Annotated in this window: 16 protein-coding genes and 1 tRNA gene; 12 read left to right on the top strand and 5 right to left on the bottom strand. The window is 70.9% G+C overall.

The window, feature by feature from the left end; all coding sequences use genetic code 11:
- Positions 1–46 precede the first annotated feature (46 nt).
- Complete coding sequence (locus AB0K80_RS08210; protein ID WP_365667084.1) at positions 47–928, top strand: DUF4429 domain-containing protein; 882 nt, start codon at positions 47–49, stop codon at positions 926–928.
- 12 nt (positions 929–940) lie between these two features.
- Here the strand turns inward: AB0K80_RS08210 and AB0K80_RS08205 are convergent, their stop codons facing one another.
- Positions 941–2500, bottom strand: coding sequence for a metallophosphoesterase family protein (locus AB0K80_RS08205; protein ID WP_365667082.1), 1560 nt, complete (start codon positions 2498–2500; stop codon positions 941–943).
- 186 nt (positions 2501–2686) lie between these two features.
- On the opposite strand from AB0K80_RS08205, the gene AB0K80_RS08200 reads away from it, so the two are divergent.
- The 3 genes from AB0K80_RS08200 (at position 2687) to AB0K80_RS08190 (ending at position 5100) form a co-directional block, all read left to right on the top strand.
- The gene (locus AB0K80_RS08200; protein ID WP_365667080.1) at positions 2687–2944 is read left to right on the top strand and encodes a hypothetical protein; all 258 of its coding nucleotides are present in this window, start codon (positions 2687–2689) and stop codon (positions 2942–2944) included.
- A gap of 25 nt (positions 2945–2969) precedes the next feature.
- A complete protein-coding gene (gene glmS, locus AB0K80_RS08195) occupies positions 2970–4787 on the top strand; it encodes a glutamine--fructose-6-phosphate transaminase (isomerizing) (RefSeq protein ID WP_365667078.1) in 1818 nt (605 codons plus the stop codon).
- A gap of 130 nt (positions 4788–4917) precedes the next feature.
- Positions 4918–5100, top strand: a complete 183-nt coding sequence (locus AB0K80_RS08190; RefSeq protein WP_365667076.1) for a hypothetical protein — start codon at positions 4918–4920, stop codon at positions 5098–5100.
- A gap of 205 nt (positions 5101–5305) precedes the next feature.
- On the opposite strand, the gene AB0K80_RS08185 is transcribed toward AB0K80_RS08190, so the two are convergent.
- On the bottom strand, positions 5306–5833 hold the full coding sequence (locus AB0K80_RS08185; RefSeq protein ID WP_365667074.1) for a universal stress protein: 528 nt from the start codon (positions 5831–5833) through the stop codon (positions 5306–5308).
- 316 nt (positions 5834–6149) lie between these two features.
- Here AB0K80_RS08185 and AB0K80_RS08180 point away from each other — a divergent pair, with 316 nt between their 5' ends.
- The 5 genes from AB0K80_RS08180 (at position 6150) to AB0K80_RS08160 (ending at position 9669) form a co-directional block, all read left to right on the top strand.
- On the top strand, positions 6150–6482 hold the full coding sequence (locus AB0K80_RS08180; protein WP_365667072.1) for a hypothetical protein: 333 nt from the start codon (positions 6150–6152) through the stop codon (positions 6480–6482).
- 377 nt (positions 6483–6859) lie between these two features.
- A complete protein-coding gene (locus AB0K80_RS08175) occupies positions 6860–8182 on the top strand; it encodes a helix-turn-helix domain-containing protein (RefSeq protein ID WP_365667070.1) in 1323 nt (440 codons plus the stop codon).
- A 112-nt stretch (positions 8183–8294) separates the two neighbouring features.
- Positions 8295–8903: an oligoribonuclease gene (gene orn / locus AB0K80_RS08170; protein ID WP_365667068.1), complete on the top strand. Its 609-nt coding sequence runs from the start codon at positions 8295–8297 to the stop codon at positions 8901–8903.
- 109 nt (positions 8904–9012) lie between these two features.
- A tRNA-His gene (locus AB0K80_RS08165) sits at positions 9013–9085 on the top strand.
- Between the two features lie 68 nt (positions 9086–9153).
- Entirely contained in the window at positions 9154–9669 is a 516-nt protein-coding gene (locus AB0K80_RS08160) for a GNAT family N-acetyltransferase (RefSeq protein WP_365667066.1), read from the top strand.
- 40 nt (positions 9670–9709) lie between these two features.
- On the opposite strand, the gene AB0K80_RS08155 is transcribed toward AB0K80_RS08160, so the two are convergent.
- The 3 genes from AB0K80_RS08155 to AB0K80_RS08145 form a co-directional block, all read right to left on the bottom strand.
- Positions 9710–10267, bottom strand: a complete 558-nt coding sequence (locus tag AB0K80_RS08155; RefSeq protein ID WP_365667064.1) for a sigma-70 family RNA polymerase sigma factor — start codon at positions 10265–10267, stop codon at positions 9710–9712.
- 93 nt (positions 10268–10360) lie between these two features.
- A complete protein-coding gene (locus tag AB0K80_RS08150; RefSeq protein ID WP_365667062.1) occupies positions 10361–10906 on the bottom strand; it encodes a DUF4232 domain-containing protein in 546 nt (181 codons plus the stop codon).
- 979 nt (positions 10907–11885) lie between these two features.
- Complete coding sequence (locus AB0K80_RS08145; protein ID WP_365667060.1) at positions 11886–12941, bottom strand: LacI family DNA-binding transcriptional regulator; 1056 nt, start codon at positions 12939–12941, stop codon at positions 11886–11888.
- Between the two features lie 407 nt (positions 12942–13348).
- Here AB0K80_RS08145 and AB0K80_RS08140 point away from each other — a divergent pair, with 407 nt between their 5' ends.
- Genes AB0K80_RS08140 through AB0K80_RS08130 form a run of 3 tightly spaced genes read left to right on the top strand, consistent with a single transcriptional unit; the run spans position 13349 to position 16593 of the window.
- On the top strand, positions 13349–14659 hold the full coding sequence (locus tag AB0K80_RS08140; protein ID WP_365667058.1) for an extracellular solute-binding protein: 1311 nt from the start codon (positions 13349–13351) through the stop codon (positions 14657–14659).
- Positions 14660–14664: 5 nt separating this feature from the next.
- A complete protein-coding gene (locus tag AB0K80_RS08135; RefSeq protein ID WP_365667056.1) occupies positions 14665–15675 on the top strand; it encodes a sugar ABC transporter permease in 1011 nt (336 codons plus the stop codon).
- A 12-nt stretch (positions 15676–15687) separates the two neighbouring features.
- Positions 15688–16593, top strand: a complete 906-nt coding sequence (locus AB0K80_RS08130; RefSeq protein ID WP_365667054.1) for a carbohydrate ABC transporter permease — start codon at positions 15688–15690, stop codon at positions 16591–16593.
- Positions 16594–16623 lie beyond the last annotated feature (30 nt).

The raw sequence follows: 16623 nt of genomic DNA, 5'->3' as shown, positions 1-16623 counted from the left end.
TCACGGTGCCGGCCGGGGCACCCGGCACCGGTGGAACAATCACCTCATGGCGGAAATCATCCAGAGGGACGGCACGTGGGCCTTCGACGGCGACGCCCTGCGGCTGACCCCGGGACGGGACAAGAACGTCAGCCTGCTCCGCAGGACCCTGGGCGAACTCGTCGTTCCGCTGGGGGCGTTGGCGGGGATCTCGTTCGAGCAGGGCAAGAAGGCCGGGCGGTTGCGACTGCGGATACGGGACGGGGCCTGCCCGCTGCTGCACGCGACCGGCGGCCGGCTCACCGAGCCCCACGATCCCTACCAGCTGATCGTGGAGTCCGACCGGTACGGCGTCGCCGAGTACTTCACCGACGAGGTCCGTAACGCGCTGCTGCTGGACCAGGTGCCCGCCGAGCCGGTGAGCGCGTACCTGCTGCCCGGCCCGTCCGTGCCGCTGTCGGTCTCCGCCGGGGACGGCACCGCGAGTTTCGACGGGGAGCGGATCCGGCTGGAGTGGAACTGGAAGACGGAGGACGCCAAGGCCGCCTCGGGCCCGCGCACCCTCGCGCTGGCCGACATCACCGCCGTGGAGTGGCAGCCGGCGGTCGGCCTGGAGAACGGCCACCTCCGCTTCGTGGTGCGCAACGCGCCCGCCAAGACGCCCCCGAAGTACGACCCCCACGCGGTGGAGCTGTGGGGCTTCAAGAAGGACCCGCTGATGGCCCTGGTCGCGGCGGCGGTCCAGGCCAGGCTGGAGCACCCGGCCCGGGCCGCCACCGGCGTCCGGGACACGCGACCGGAGCTGCCCTCTCCCCCGGTCACATCCGCCGAGGACGACCACGACGCCCTGCTGCGCCGGCTGCGCGAGCTCGGCGAGCTGCACCGCACGGGCGTGCTGACGGACGAGGAGTTCGCGATGGCCAAGCAGGCGGTCCTCAAGCGGATGTAGCCGCGGGGGCGGCTACTTCGCCCTGCGCGCCACCGTGAAGTGGTCGATGCGGTCCCCGGTCTCGGCGATGCCCTGGACCTTGAGCGTGGCCCAGTGGCCCTTCGGCGCGGGGTGCACGTCCACGCGCAGGAACGAGTAGTCGAGGTAGCGCACCCGGGACCAGGCGACGGTCTCGTTCTGCTTGCCGTCCTTGAGGTTGACGAACGAGGCCACCGCGTCCACCTCGTGCTCGTGCCCCTCGTAGGAGTCCGGCGCGCTGAACGCGTACAGGCTGCGGCCCGCCGCGCCCGCCGTGACATAGACCACGCCCTCGGTCTCGGGGTAGGCCGTGCCGCCGATCGGCAGCTTCTTGGCGACCTGGTCGCCCTTGATGACGTCGGTGCGCTCGTACTGGTGGTTGTGGCCGTTGATGACCAGGTCGACGGTGTACTTCTCGAACAGCGGCACCCACTCCTGGCGCACCCCGCCCTCGGAGGCGTGGGCGGTGGAGGTGCAGTAGGCGCAGTGGTGGAAGAAGACGACGACGAAGTCGATGCCGGGGGCGGCCCGGAACTTCTTCAGCTGGGCCTCGAGCCACCGGGTCTGGGTGCCGCCGGAGATGCCGAGGTTGGCCGGGATCTCGAAGGAGACGTCGTTGGGGTCCAGGGAGATGATCGCCGTGTTGCCGTGGACGAAGGAGTAGACGCCCGGCAGGTGCTTCTTGTCGGGCCCGTTGCCGGGGAGCGTGAAGCGGGCCTCCTGGCCGCCGTAGCCGTTGGGCGAGTACCAGGCCTCCATGTCGTGGTTGCCGTAGGAGACCATCCAGGGGACCGACTTGGCGACGGACTCGGTCTGGGCGAGGAACTGGTCCCACACCCGGGAGTCGAAGCCGGTGTCGGAGGTCTTGCCCTGGCCGGTGGGGTCGGCGTAGGCGATGTCGCCGGCGTGCAGGTGGAAGGCCGGGTTCTGGGCGAGGATCAGGCTGTCGTTGGCCAGGCCGTGGTAGCTGACGCCCTGGTCGCCGAAGGCGGTGAAGGTGAACGGCCTGGCGTGCGCGGGGGCGGTGGTGAAGGTGCCGAGGGTGCCGAGCAGCTGGGGCGCGGCGGGGTCGAAGCCGGCGTGGCCGACGCCGTAGTAGTAGGTGCGGCCGGGCTTGAGGTGGGTGAGCCTGGCGTGGACGTAGTACTGGGTGTGGTCGCCGCTCGCGCCGACCCCGGCGGGGGTGTGCAGGGTGCGGACCTCGGCCTCGATCCTGCGGGACAGGTCGGTGGGGTGGGCGCCGATCCGGACGAACGGCTTCTGGACGGCGACCGGGACCTGCCAGGAGATCGTCATCTCGGTGCGCGGGTCGTTGCCGTAGGCGAGGTGGCGGCCGAAGGGCGCGACCAGGGCGCCGTCGACCTTCTCGGAGCGCGTCCAGCCGCTCGGCGTGGCCGCCCGGGCGGTGGTGCCCGGGACGAACGCGCCACCCGCGACGGCGCCCAGCGTGACCGCGCCGCCTCTGATCATCGTGCGCCGCGAGAAGCGGGCGCGCAGGTACTCGTGCTGCTCGGCCATGCTCATGCGCGCGGCGAGCCGCTGGGGTACTCCCATGCGAGGAATGTCCATGGCGTCCGAAAGTCGTCTGCCCGGGCAACGGGACACCGGACGTGGAATGGACGGTTCACGAACAGGGACTCATAAGAGCTTCAAGGCCCGGCCAAGACTTCCCCGCAGACGCGTGCCCGGAATCGGGCAGGATTCTTGCAAAACCGGCGCCGGTGGCTCAGGATCTACCGGGTGCACGACGAACTCGTTGATCATCTGACGCGGTCCACGCCCCTCAGCCGGGGCGAGGCGCTGCGCGTGATCCAGGACGTGCTCGCCTACTTCGACGAGACGACCGAGGAGTACGTCCGTCGCCGCCACCGCGAACTCCAGGCCCAGGGCCTGGTGAACGCGGCGATCTTCGAACGGATCGAGGCGGATCTGAGATACCGGGCGGTGGCACCGCCGGAGCTCACCCTCCGGCAGCTGCGCCGCATCGTCTACGGCTGATCGTCTACGGCTAGGGGCCATCCACATGTGCGGAATCGTCGGTTACATCGGGAAGCGTGACGTCGCTCCCCTCCTCCTGGAGGGCCTGCAGCGCCTGGAATACCGCGGGTACGACTCCGCGGGCATCGTCGTCACCTCCCCGAAGACGACAGGCCTGAAGATGGTCAAGGCCAAGGGCCGGGTCCGCGACCTGGAGGCCAAGGTGCCGGCCCGCTTCAAGGGCACCACCGGCATCGCCCACACCCGCTGGGCCACCCACGGCGCCCCCTCCGACGTCAACGCCCACCCGCACCTGGACGCCGAGGGCAAGGTCGCCGTCGTCCACAACGGCATCATCGACAACGCCGCCGACCTGCGCCGCAAGCTGGAGGCGGACGGCGTCGAGTTCCTCTCCGAGACCGACACCGAGGTCCTCGTCCACCTCATCGCCCGTTCGCAGGCGACGAAGCTGGAGGACAAGGTCCGCGAGACCCTCCGCCTGATCGAGGGCACGTACGGCATCGCCGTGCTGCACGCCGACTTCCCCGACCGGATCGTCGTCGCCCGCAACGGCTCCCCGGTCGTCCTCGGCATCGGCGAGAAGGAGATGTTCGTCGCCTCCGACATCGCCGCGCTGGTCGCCCACACCCGCCAGATCGTCACCCTCGACGACGGCGAGATGGCCACGCTGAAGGCCGACGACTTCCGGACGTACACCACGGAGGGCACCCGCACCACCTCCGAGCCCACCACCGTGGAGTGGGAGGCCGCCTCCTACGACATGGGCGGCCACGACACCTACATGCACAAGGAGATCCACGAGCAGGCCGACGCCGTGGACCGCGTGCTGCGCGGCCGCATCGACGACCGCTTCTCCACCGTGCACCTCGGCGGCCTCAACCTGGACGCCCGCGAGGCGCGCCGGATCCGCCGCGTGAAGATCCTCGGCTGCGGCACCTCGTACCACGCGGGCATGATCGGCGCCCAGATGATCGAGGAGCTGGCCCGCATCCCCGCCGACGCCGAGCCCGCCTCCGAGTTCCGCTACCGCAACGCGGTGGTGGACCCCGACACCCTGTACGTCGCGGTCTCCCAGTCCGGTGAGACGTACGACGTGCTGGCGGCCGTGCAGGAGCTCAAGCGCAAGGGCGCGCGGGTACTGGGCGTGGTCAACGTGGTCGGCTCGGCGATCGCCCGGGAGGCCGACGGCGGCATCTATGTCCACGCCGGTCCCGAGGTGTGCGTGGTGTCCACCAAGTGCTTCACCAACACCACCGTCGCCTTCGCCCTGCTCGCCCTGCACCTGGGCCGCACCCGTGACCTGTCCGTCCGGGACGGCAAGCGGATCATCGAGGGCCTGCGCAAGCTGCCCGGGCAGATCGCCGAGATCCTCGAGCAGGAGGAGGAGATCAGGAAGCTGGCCATGGGGTACGCCGAGGCCCGCTCGATGCTCTTCATCGGCCGGGTCCGGGGCTACCCGGTGGCCCGGGAGGCCTCGCTGAAGCTCAAGGAGGTCTCGTACATCCACGCCGAGGCCTACCCGGCCTCCGAGCTCAAGCACGGTCCGCTGGCACTGATCGAGCCCGCCCTGCCGACGGTGGCGATCGTCCCCGACGACGACCTGCTGGAGAAGAACCGCGCCGCGATGGAGGAGATCAAGGCCCGTCAGGGCCAGATCCTCGCGGTCGCCCACCAGCACCAGGAGAAGGCCGACCACACCATCGTCGTGCCGAAGAACGAGGACGAGCTGGACCCGATCCTGATGGGCATCCCGCTGCAGCTCCTCGCGTACCACACGGCGCTGGCGCTGGGCAGGGACATCGACAAGCCCCGCAACCTCGCCAAGTCGGTGACGGTGGAGTAGCGCGCCCTCGAGCGCGCGAAAACCCTCAACCGGCCACGCGACGCAACGGACCCCCACGTGCCGTCCGGCACGGGGGGTCCGCTCATGCCGCCGGGGCCGCCCACACCCCGGCTCGGCTGCCGACTAGCCGGTGGCCGTCACTCCCCGGCCGGCAGCCCGCCTGGGCAGTGCCGTGGGCCAGTGCGCCAACGCCGCCGTCGCCGCGTACCACTTCGCCGCCGGCCTGGTGGCGTTCCGCGACGGTGACCCCGCCGGGGGTACGGCGTTCTCGGCGCTCGGCGCGCTGCGGCCGGGCTGTTCCTGCTGCTGTTAGGGCGATGCCGCCCACATACTGGGCGATTGACGTGGCGTCAGCCGCCGTCACACCGTCGATCACGCCGGTGTGTCCACGGCGAACTCCCTTCGTGCGGGTGCGGTGGTGCGGTGACCGATATATGCCCTTCACAAGGGAACAAACACCTCTGCGCGCCAGGAGATTCGAGCGCCGCACAAGGGAGTTGGACGCAGGGGACAGCTACCTACGGGATGACCACGACCGGCCGCTGCGCCCGCTTGGCGAGCCGCCCGGCCACGGAGCCGAAGATCCGCCCCACGATGCCGTGGGTGGAGCCGACCACGATCGCGTCGGCCTCGTACTCCCGCCCCACCTCTTCGAGCTCGTGGCAGATGTCGCCGCCGCGCTCGACCAGGATCCACGGCACCTCGGCGAGGTAGTCCGCGCAGGCCAGCTCCAGGCCCAGCACCTCGGTGCGGTGGTCCGGCACGTCGACGAAGACCGGCGGCTCGCAGCCCGCCCACACGGTGGTGGGCAGCCGGTTGGCCACGTGGACGATGATCAGGCCCGAGCGAGAGCGCTGCGCCATGCCGATCGCGTACGCGAGGGCGCGCTCACTGGAGGTCGAGCCGTCGAAGCCGACGACCACGCCGTGCCGGAACGCGGGATCGCACGCGTGGCGTCCCTCTTCCGCCGCCAGGGGATCGGCCGCCGTCGGGTCGGCGACCGGCCGCTTGCGGTCCGCGGGTTCGAAGAATTCGTGACCGGCCATGGCTGTCTCGGCGTTGTGATCCTTATTGGGGGGGACGACCGTGTGCGGCGAAGCTGTGTCCGGGAATCATCTTCCCAACCCCATACCCTCAAGGGTACGGCGGCACGCCTCCTTCGCACAGATCCCGCGCACCCTCCGTGGCGGGTTCAGGGGAGCATGCACGAGGGGGCGCCCGTAACGCAATGGTTGCTGCGCAGTACAGCCGGTTCGCCCGGGGTTCACCGGCCCCGGGGAGTGCGGCGCGACCTGCGGACGCACAGTGACCGACGGACCGGACGGGCGTTGAACCCCGTGAGCCACGCCACAGGGAGCACGCATGTCCGCACGCCGTCGCCCTTCCGGGACGGGCCGCGCGAGTCCGCGGCCCCCCGACACCGTCACCGACGTGGTCCGCTGGGCGGTCTTCAGCTGCCTGCTCGTCCCCGTGGTGCTGCTCTGGTACGGCAGCTCCCTGGCCGGCGCCGCCGGTACGGCCCTCTGGCTCGCCGCCGTGACGGGTGTGTGCCGGGTGCTGCTGCGCCAGTCCGAGCGCGGCGCGGCCCGGCTGCTCGCCGAGGACCGCTCGGTGCACCGCGGCCGGCGCCGGCGCACCGGGACGGGGGCGCACCGGGGCGCACGGCACAGCGCGGGAGATACACCGGTCAGCTGACCGGTTTCCGCGCACACGAACGCTACTTTTCAGCCAACTTCTGGTTCTCGTGCATCCCCCTCCCGAACCACCCCGCGCCCCCCGTTCCACCTGCACGGAAAGGGCCTCGGGGGGCCTGCGCACCCTACGCGGTTTGGCCACCGCGACGAGGCGCACTTCCCTGCGCCCTCCCCTGGCGCAACGCTTCGTGATCGAATGCTTCACGCCAAGTTGCCAAGTCGACAATGAGCCGGGTACCGAACCGGCCACGTCGGCGGAGAGCGACACAGTAGATTCGATCTTGACTGTCTACGGCGGGGGACTCGTGCAGGACCGAGGGGAAACGTGCAGGAGCGACACGACCGAGGAGCCGCGACCACCGAGGGGGGCTTAGCAGTATGAGCCACGACTCCACTGCCGCGCCGGAAGGCGCAGTCCGGAAACTGTCCGGGCGACGCCGCAAGGAGATCGTCGCGGTGCTGCTGTTCAGCGGCGGCCCCATCTTCGAGAGTTCCATTCCGCTGTCGGTGTTCGGGATTGACCGCCAGGACGCCGGCGTGCCGCGCTACCGCCTGTTGGTGTGTGCCGGCGAGGAAGGCCCGCTGCGGACCACAGGGGGCCTGGAACTCACCGCACCACATGGCCTGGAAGCGATCTCGCGGGCGGGCACGGTCGTCGTGCCCGCCTGGCGTTCGATCACTTCGCCACCGCCGGAGGAGGCGCTCGACGCGCTGCGCCGGGCCCACGAGGAGGGCGCCCGCATCGTCGGGCTGTGCACGGGCGCCTTCGTGCTGGCGGCGGCGGGCCTGCTGGACGGCCGCCCCGCGACCACACACTGGATGTACGCGCCGACGCTGGCCAAGCGCTACCCGTCGGTGCACGTCGATCCGAGGGAGCTGTTCGTCGACGACGGCGATGTGCTGACGTCGGCGGGCACGGCCGCCGGAATCGATCTGTGTCTGCACATCGTGCGCACGGACCACGGCAACGAGGCGGCCGGGGCCCTGGCCCGCCGTCTGGTGGTGCCGCCGCGCCGCTCGGGAGGCCAGGAGCGCTACCTCGACCGGTCTTTACCGGAGGAGATCGGCGCCGACCCGCTCGCCGAGGTCGTCGCCTGGGCGCTGGAGCACCTCCACGAGCAGTTCGACGTGGAGACGCTGGCGGCACGGGCGTACATGAGCCGTCGTACGTTCGACCGCCGGTTCCGTTCGCTGACCGGCAGCGCGCCGCTGCAGTGGCTGATCACGCAGCGGGTGCTGCAGGCGCAGCGGCTGCTGGAGACCTCGGACTACTCGGTGGACGAGGTGGCCGGGCGCTGCGGCTTCCGTTCGCCGGTGGCGCTGCGCGGGCACTTCCGACGCCAGCTGGGCTCGTCGCCGGCCGCGTACCGGGCGGCGTACCGGGCCCGCCGCCCGCAGGGCGAGCGGCCCCAGGACACCGACGGCCCGCAGGCCCCGGCGGCCTCGGCACCGGCAGGGGCGCAGGGCCAGCCGGGCGGGGGCCACAGCGGTCACCCGGGTCAGCAGGGTCACGCCGGTCAGCACGGCCAGCAGGGCACCTCGCACGCCGAGCGGCATCCGGACGGCCAGATGCCGTTCCCGTCACGGCGTACGCCGGCCGGAAGCGCCGTCGGATCGTCGATGTCCGGCTCCTCGGACAACGGCCGCGAGGCGTACGCGCACAGCCGGGCGAGTCTGCCCGGGCAGCGCAGCGCTCCGTGACGCGGCGGAAGGGCCGGGGCGCGCTGCCCCGGCCCTTCCGGCATGCCGTGGGCCGGCCCCCGCCCGCACACGGCCGGCTCGGCCCCTGGCGGCGCGCCGTAGGGTTAGACACATGAACGATCGCATGGTGTGGATCGACTGCGAGATGACCGGCCTCTCGCTGTCGGACGACGCGCTCATCGAGGTGGCCGCCCTTGTCACGGACTCCGAGCTGAACGTGCTCGGTGAGGGCGTGGACATCGTCATCCGTCCGCCGGAGCGGGCGCTGGAGACGATGCCGGAGGTGGTGCGCCAGATGCACACCGCGTCCGGGCTGCTCGCGGAGCTTCCGAACGGCACGACCCTGAAGGACGCCGAGGAGCAGGTCCTGGCGTATGTGAAGGAGCACGTCAAGGAGCCCGGCAAGGCCCCGCTGTGCGGCAACTCGGTCGGCACCGACCGCGGCTTCCTGCTGCGTGACATGCCGACCCTGGAGGGCTACCTCCACTACCGGATCGTCGACGTCTCCTCCGTCAAGGAACTGGCCCGCCGCTGGTACCCGCGGGCGTACTTCAACAGCCCCGAGAAGAACGGCAACCACCGCGCCCTCGCCGACATCCGCGAGTCCATCGCCGAGCTGCGCTACTACCGCGAGGCCATCTTCGTCCCCCAGCCCGGCCCCGACTCCGACACCGCAAAGGCGATCGCCGCGAAGCACGTCCTGCCTGCTCAGCGGGGCTGACAGGGCCCCTCGGAGGGGCGCCGCGAAAGCCTGGCGCGAGCACCCCTTCGGACCCTGTACACTTTTTCTCGGCCGGTCGGGGACATCACTCGTCTCAACGCCGGTCATGGTGGGTGTAGCTCAGCTGGTAGAGCACCTGGTTGTGGTCCAGGATGTCGCGGGTTCGAGTCCCGTCACTCACCCTCCCACAAGAGGCCGCCGACCTGCACTGAGCAGGACGGCGGCCTCTTGCGTGCCCTAGGCTGTCCCGATGTCCGCGCCCCGCGTCCGTGCCGAGACCTTCGCGACCGCCCGTCTGGATCTGGTCCCCCTGCGCGTCGAGGACGCCGTCGAGATGGCCGGTGTGCTGGCCGACCCCGCGCTGTACGTCTTCATCGGGGGTGCGCCGTCGGCCGTCGAGGAGCTTCGGGACCGTTACGAGCGGCTCGTCGCCGGGGCGCCCGACCGGGGCGTCTCCTGGTGCAACTGGGTGCTGCGGGACCGCGCCGAGCAGTGTCTCGTCGGGACCGTGCAGGCCACGGTCGGTGCAGAGGGCTGCGCCGAGATCGCCTGGGTCGTCGGGACGCCGTGGCAGGGGCGCGGGTTCGCGTCCGAGGCGGCGCGGGGGCTCGTGGGGTGGCTGCGGAGCCGGAACGTGCGTACCGTCGTCGCCCACGTCCACCCGGAGCACCGGGCCTCGGCCGCAGTGGCCAGGGCGGCCGGGCTCGCCCCGACCGGGGAGACCGAGGACGGGGAGACGCGGTGGCGGGCGGTGCTGCGTCCTTGACTCCGCGGGGGTGTTGGCATGGTGGCCGAGAAGCCGTCTGTCACGGGGTCAGCTCCTCGTGCTGGGTGCAGCCGTGGACACCTCGCGCGGCCAGGGCTCTCCTCAGCGACCGCATCGCGTAATAGGTGCGCGACTTCACCGTGCCCTTCGGGATGCCCAGGAGCCGGGAGACCCGCTCGACGCTGCTGCCGTCGAAGTGGATGTGCCGGATGATCTCGCGCTGCTGGTCGGTGAGGTCCGTGAGGGCCTCCTCGACCACATGGACCGTCAGCAGCCGGTCCACCTCGTCGGCGACGGCGACGTCCGTGTCCTCCAGCGCCTCGGGCAGCACCGGACGCAGCGCCCGCGCGCGATAGTCGTCGATCACCAGGTTCCGTACGACCGTGAACAGCCACGGCCGCATCGTCTCCGGCGCGGTCCCCAGGCGCCCGGCGTGCCGCCAGGCCCGTACGGCACCCTCCTGGAGGATGTCCTCGGCCCGGTGCCGGTCACCCCCCAGCAGCCGCGCGGCGTACCGCAGCAGCGGCTTTCCGTGTTGCGCGTACAGCACCCGGACGAACACCTCGGCGTCCGCGCCCTCCGCGCGATTCCCTCTCACCGTGCTTCCCCCCACCAGCGGCGAACTCCCGTCCCGTGCCGGGCCGCCCGCGGCACCGCCGGGTCATCGGCGGTGCCGCGGGCGGCCGGTGGCTCAGAAGACGAGGGCGTCGGCCACGTTGTCCTGCCAGTAGGTGACGAAGGCGGAGTCGTTGACGTACGTGCCGCCGTCGGGGAGCGTCAGGGTCTTGGCCTTGCCGACCGAGCCGTTCATGGCCTTGTTGGCGAAGAGCACGTCCACCGTCTTGTAGGTGGTGCCCTCGCCGCCGTCGGGGGTGTACGTGCCGATGCCGGCGTACGCGGACTCGCCCGGGGCGAGCGTGACCACGGCCTGCGGCTTGCTGTCCTCCAGCCACGGCACGGCCGCCTGGCCGCCGCCGAAGCCCAGGTAGGGCGCGCCGTAGGCGTTGCACGGCTTGGTGCTGGTGTTGGTGGCCGTCACCAGCAGGTGGTTGATCGGGCGGCGGACGTCGCTGACGGTCACCTCGGTGTTGGCCGTGGTGCAGGCGGCGATCGCGGCGGCCTTCCCGGGGGCCGCGGCGGCCGTCTGGGCGGTGGCCTGGACACCGGCGAACGCGAGGGCGGCGACGGCCAGGGAGGAGGCGGCGGCGCGGGTGGTGAGGCGGTGGGTGATACGCATGATGGACTTCTTCCTGTGAGTGTTCCGGAATTTGATGTTCCGGTCGTGGGATGTCGCTCGGCCGTACCGGAGCGGGTCATTGCGTGATGAACACGAACTCGGCGCGGCCCTCGCCGTGTTGGCGGGCCGGCGGCGTGTTCGAACGGCTCAAGCCTGTGCCATGCCCTGTCCCGGGCGCCACATCTGCCGAATCTTCGGGACGCTGGAACGCTGGAACAGCCCGTGACCTGGGCGAACGTCAGCTGCCTGGAACGCCGGACGGGATGGCGGGGGTGTGGGGCGGCCCGGAAAGGGACAGCGCTTGCCCGTCCTCGCGGGTCTCCCGTCCGCGGTGCCGGGCCGGGTGACGTACTACCGCGTGGGGGTGGGCGCGGCCGGCAACTCACCTGGCGTGCCACGGCAATCGGCGGCGGCTACCGCGTCCCCCGGGGCCAAGGCTCCCGCACGCCGCGCCGACCGCGCCTCACCGCCGTACCGGCCGCCCGCGGAACCCGTGCCGCTGCGGACGCTCACCGGACGGCGCGCCGCCTGAGGGAAGACCGGGCTGGGTCACAGAGCGAAAGGGCACCCGGCGCCGCCTGCTTCACGAACCGGCGGCCCCCACCCGGGAGGCGGACACCGCACACCCCACGCCCGAGCCCTGACCGCGCACCACGCGACCCACCACCCCCGCGCCGACGGCACCCCCTCGGCCCTCGGCCCCCGGTGCGGGCGCGACACGACCTCGACCCCCTACACCCCGCCGCACTCCAGCCAAGCCGGACCACTCCCCCGGCCCCCGGCCCCCGGTGCGGGCGCAGCATGACTTCAGCCCTTACATACCAGCGCGCTCCAGCCAGACCGGACCACCGCACACCGCACACCGCACACACGACAAACGCGCCCCACCCCCGCGCACCAGCACACGGCCCGACCCCCTGCGGGCGGGACACGGCCTCGCCCTCTTACCCCCCGGTGCGATCCACCGAGGCCCGCCCACTCACGACGACGCCCGTTCCACCAGCTCCGTCGCCAGGACGACCTGCGGCCGCTCCAGGCCCCGCGACACCGGCGGGCGCCGGTCGGCGATCTCCGCCAGGAGGAGGTCGATCATCCGGCGGCCCATCTCCTCGATGGGCTGGCGGACGCTGGTCAGGGGCGGGTCCAGGTGGCGGGCGATGGCGGAGTCGTCGTAGCCGACCAGCGCCACGTCCTCGGGGATGCGGCGGCCCGCCTCCCGCAGAGCCTGGCGCGCACCGGCCGCGGTGACGTCCGAGGCGGCGAAGACGGCGTCCAGGTCGGGGCGGCGTTCGAGCAGCGCGGCCATCGCCCTGCGGCCGCCCTCCTCCGTGAAGTCGCCCGACTCGATCAGCAGCTCGTCCGGCTCGTGGCCGGCGTCGGCCAGGGCGTCGCGGTAGCCGTCGATGCGCCGCTGGGCGCCGTAGACGTCGAGGCGTCCGGTGATGTGGGCGATACGGCGGCGGCCGCGCTCCAGGAGGTGCTCGACGGCCTGGCGGGCACCGCCGTAGTTGTCCGAGTCGACCGAGGTCAGCGTCTCCGCCGCCGACCGGGGGCCGCTGATCACCGCGGGGATCTCCAGCTGGGCCAGCAGGTCCGGCAGGGGGTCGTCGGCGTGCACGGAGACCAGCAGGACGCCGTCGACGCGGTGCGCGGCCAGGTACTGGGCGAGCCTGCGGCGCTCCCGGTCGCTGCCGGCGAAGATCAGCAGCAGCTGCATCTCGGTGTCCGACAGCTCCGCTCCGACGCCCTTGAGCATGTCCGAGAAGTACGGCTCCGCGAAGAAGCGGGTCTCGGGCTCGGGCACCACCAGGGCGATCGCGTCGGTGCGGTTGGCGGCCAGGGCGCGGGCGGCCGTGTTCGGGACGTAGCCGAGCTCGGCGACCGCCGCTTCGACGGCCGCGCGGGTGGCGTCGCTGACCCGGGGCGAGCCGTTGATCACCCGGGAGACGGTGCCGCGGCCGACCCCGGCGCGGGCCGCCACCTCTTCGAGAGTCGGCCGGCCTCCGCTCCGGCCCCGCGCTCCGTGGCTTGCCATGGGCTCCGCCTTCCGTCGTGTGTCACGCTGGCTGGAATCTAACAGCCCCGTCAGGAGTGGTGACCGCCCCCGCGAGCCACCCTCGCCCGGTCCTCCGCTTCGCCCCCGGCAGGAACGGTTACGGGGGCCGGACCGACTGAAACGAGTCAGCCCGGGCGACGGCCGCCGGGTCCCCCTCGGTCAGTTAACAGGCCGATAACTGAACACATCTGTGGGCGTCGGTTCCCTTGACACCCCCGCCGGGACCGGGGACTCTTCAACACATCACCGGTGGGAGCGCTCCCACGGTACCTGACACATACACATCCCGCACGTTCCCCGCCCGAGCCGCAGCGACGATAGAGACACGGGCCCAACCATGCCGTTGGCCGGGGGGTCGGCACGTCAGGGCAACAGGAGGACCTCAGATGCGAGCACGTAAGGCGGTTGTGCTGGCGGCCGTCGCGTCGCTGGGCGCCGGGCTGCTGGCCGGCTGTGCCGACGACGGCAAGGACGACGGTTCCGGCTCGCCGAACGGCGACGGCGGCGGCAAGACCACGATCACCCTGGGACTGTTCGGCGCCTTCGGCTTCAAGGAGGCCGGCCTCTACGCCGAGTACGAGAAGCTCAACCCGAAGATCAAGATCGCCGAGAACGTCGTCGAGCGCAACGAGAACTACTACCCCGCGCTCCTGAACCACCTCACCACCAACAGCGGCCTGCAGGACGTCCAGGCCGTCGAGGTCGGCAACATCGCCGAGATCGTCGGCACCCAGGCCGCCAAGCTCGAGGACCTCTCCAAGGTGTCGGGCGTGAGCAAGGGCAACTGGCTGGACTGGAAGTGGCAGCAGGCCACCACCAAGGACGGCCAGACGATCGGCCTGGGCACCGACATCGGCCCGATGGCGATCTGCTACCGCAAGGACATGTTCGAAAAGGCCGGTCTGCCGACCGACCGTGCCGAGGTCGCCAAGCTGTGGGCCGGCGACTGGGCCAAGCTGGTCGACGCGGGCGAGAAGTACAAGAAGAGCGGGCCCAAGGGCACCACCTTCATGGACTCCCCGGGCGGTCTGCTCAACGCGATCCTGAGCAGTGAGAAGGAGAAGTTCTACGACGCCTCCGGCAAGGTCATCTACAAGACCAACCCGGCCGTCCGCAAGGCCTTCGACCTGACCGCCGAGGCCGCCGAGAAGGGCCTGGTCGGCGCGCAGACGCAGTTCCAGCCGTCCTGGGACCAGACGATCGCCAACAACAAGTTCGCCGCGATGGCGTGCCCGCCGTGGATGCTCGGCTACATCAAGGGCAAGTCGAAGCCGGACGCCAAGGGCAAGTGGGACGTGGCCGTGGCGCCCAAGTCCGGCAACTGGGGCGGCTCCTTCCTGACGGTGCCGAAGAACGGCAAGCACGTCGAGGAGGCCAAGAAGCTGGTCGCCTGGCTGACCGCGCCCGAGCAGCAGGCCAAGCTGTTCAAGGTGCAGGGCAGCTTCCCGAGCGCGCAGGCCGCGTTCAGCAGCCCCGAGGTCACCGGCGCGAAGAACGACATGACCGGGGACGCCCCGATCGGTGAGATCTTCGCCGCGGCCGCCAAGCAGATCCCCGTCCAGGTGATCGGCCCGAAGGACCAGATCATCCAGCAGGGCCTGACCGACAACGGCGTCATCCTCGTCACGAAGGGCAAGTCGCCTCAGGAGGCCTGGGAGACGGCCACCAAGACCATCGACAACAACCTGGACAAGTGACCCGTATGGCCACCCGTCACGACACCGCCGCGCCCCCCGCCAAGGAGGGGGGCGCGGCCCCGGGCCGCCCGGCGGACGCCATCTCCGAGCAGGAGCGGCGGCGCCGGACCCGGCTGTCCCGCCGCTGGCAGCGGGACGTGCGCTGGAGCCCGTACGCGTTCGTCTCCCCGTTCTTCCTGCTGTTCGTCGCCTTCGGCCTGTTCCCGCTGATCTACACGGGCTGGGCCTCTCTGCATCAGGTGGAGCTGACCGCTCCGACCGACATGGACTGGGTGGGGCTGCGCAACTACACCCGGATCTTCGACGACGACTTCTTCTGGAACGCGGCGAAGAACACCCTCACCATCGGCATCATCTCCACCGTTCCGCAGCTGCTGATGGCGATGGGCATCGCCCACATCCTCAACTACAAGCTGCGCGGCTCGACCTTCTACCGGGTCGTGATGCTCGCGCCCTACGCGACGTCGATCGCGGCCGCCTCCCTGGTGTTCGTGCTGCTCTTCGGCCGTGACTACGGCATGATCAACTGGGTGCTGGACCAGATCGGCCTCGGCAAGATCGACTGGCAGAACGACAAGTGGCCCTCGCAGATCGCCGTCTCGACGATCATCATCTGGCGCTGGACCGGCTACAACGCGCTGATCTACCTGGCCGCGATGCAGGCGATCCCGCAGGACCTGTACGAGTCGGCGGCCCTGGACGGGGCCAGCCGCTGGCAGCAGTTCTTCCATGTGACGCTGCCGTCGCTGCGCCCGACCATCCTGTTCACCGCCGTCGTCTCCACGATCGGCGCGAGCCAGGTGTTCGGTGAGCCGCTGCTGTTCGACGCCAACAAGGGCGCCTCCGGCGGCGCGGAGCACCAGTTCCAGACGCTCGGCCTGTACCTGTACGAGCAGGGCTGGGTCAACCAGCACCTGGGCCGGGCCTCGGCGATCGCCTGGACGATGTTCCTGATCCTGATCGTCATCGGCATCGTCAACTACGTCATCTCGCGCCGGCTGCGCGCCAGTAGTTAAGGAGTTCCGGCCGTGACGACGACTGTGACGCCCCCCGAGACGGCACCCGCGCAGGGGCCCCAGCGCACCCGCCGCCCGAAGTCGGCGCGGGCCGGCGGGCAGATGCACGCGGGCCCGATCGCCTACGTCATCCTCATCCTGTTCACGATCGGCTCGCTGTTCCCACTGGTGTGGACCGCGATCGCCGCCTCCCGTGACAACCAGCGCCTCGCGCAGACCCCGCCGCCGCTGTGGTTCGGCTCCAACCTGTTCGACAAGCTGGAGATCGCCTGGACCGACGCCAACCTGGGTGAGGCGTTCCTCAACACCACGATCGTCTCGGGCATCTCCGCCGCGACGATCGTGTTCCTGTCGACGATCGCCGGGTTCGCCTTCGCCAAGCTGCGGTTCAAGGGCCGCAACGCGATGATGCTGATCGTGATCGGCACGATGATGGTGCCGCCGCAGCTGAGCGTGATCCCGCTGTACATGATGGTCGCGAAGCTGGACTGGACCGACCAGCTCCAGGCGGTGATCTTCCCGTCGCTGGTGAGCGCGTTCGGCGTGTTCTTCATGCGGCAGTACCTGATCCAGGCGCTGCCGGACGAGATCATCGAGGCCGCCCGGGTCGACGGGGCGAGCAGCTGGCGTGTGGTGTGGCACGTGGTGTTCCCGGCCGCCCGGCCGGCGATGGCCGTGCTCGGCATGCTGATGTTCGTGCAGACCTGGAACGACTTCCTGTGGCCGTTCCTGGTGCTGACCCAGAACGGCAACCCGACCGTGCAGGTCGCGGTCGCGGCGCTGGGCCGTGGCTACACGCCCGACCAGTCGCTGATCATGGCGGGCGCGCTGCTGGGTACGCTGCCGCTGCTGCTGGTCTTCGCGATCTTCGGCAAGCAGATCGTGGGCGGCATCATGCAGGGCGCGGTCAAGGGCTGACGCCCGTACGGCTGCCAGGGCTGACGCCCG

It is taken from the genome of Streptomyces sp. NPDC052682 (assembly GCF_040678435.1).
In the GTDB taxonomy this organism is placed as follows: Bacteria; Actinomycetota; Actinomycetes; order Streptomycetales; family Streptomycetaceae; genus Streptomyces.
This window is presented reverse-complemented; position numbering and strand designations above follow the sequence as displayed.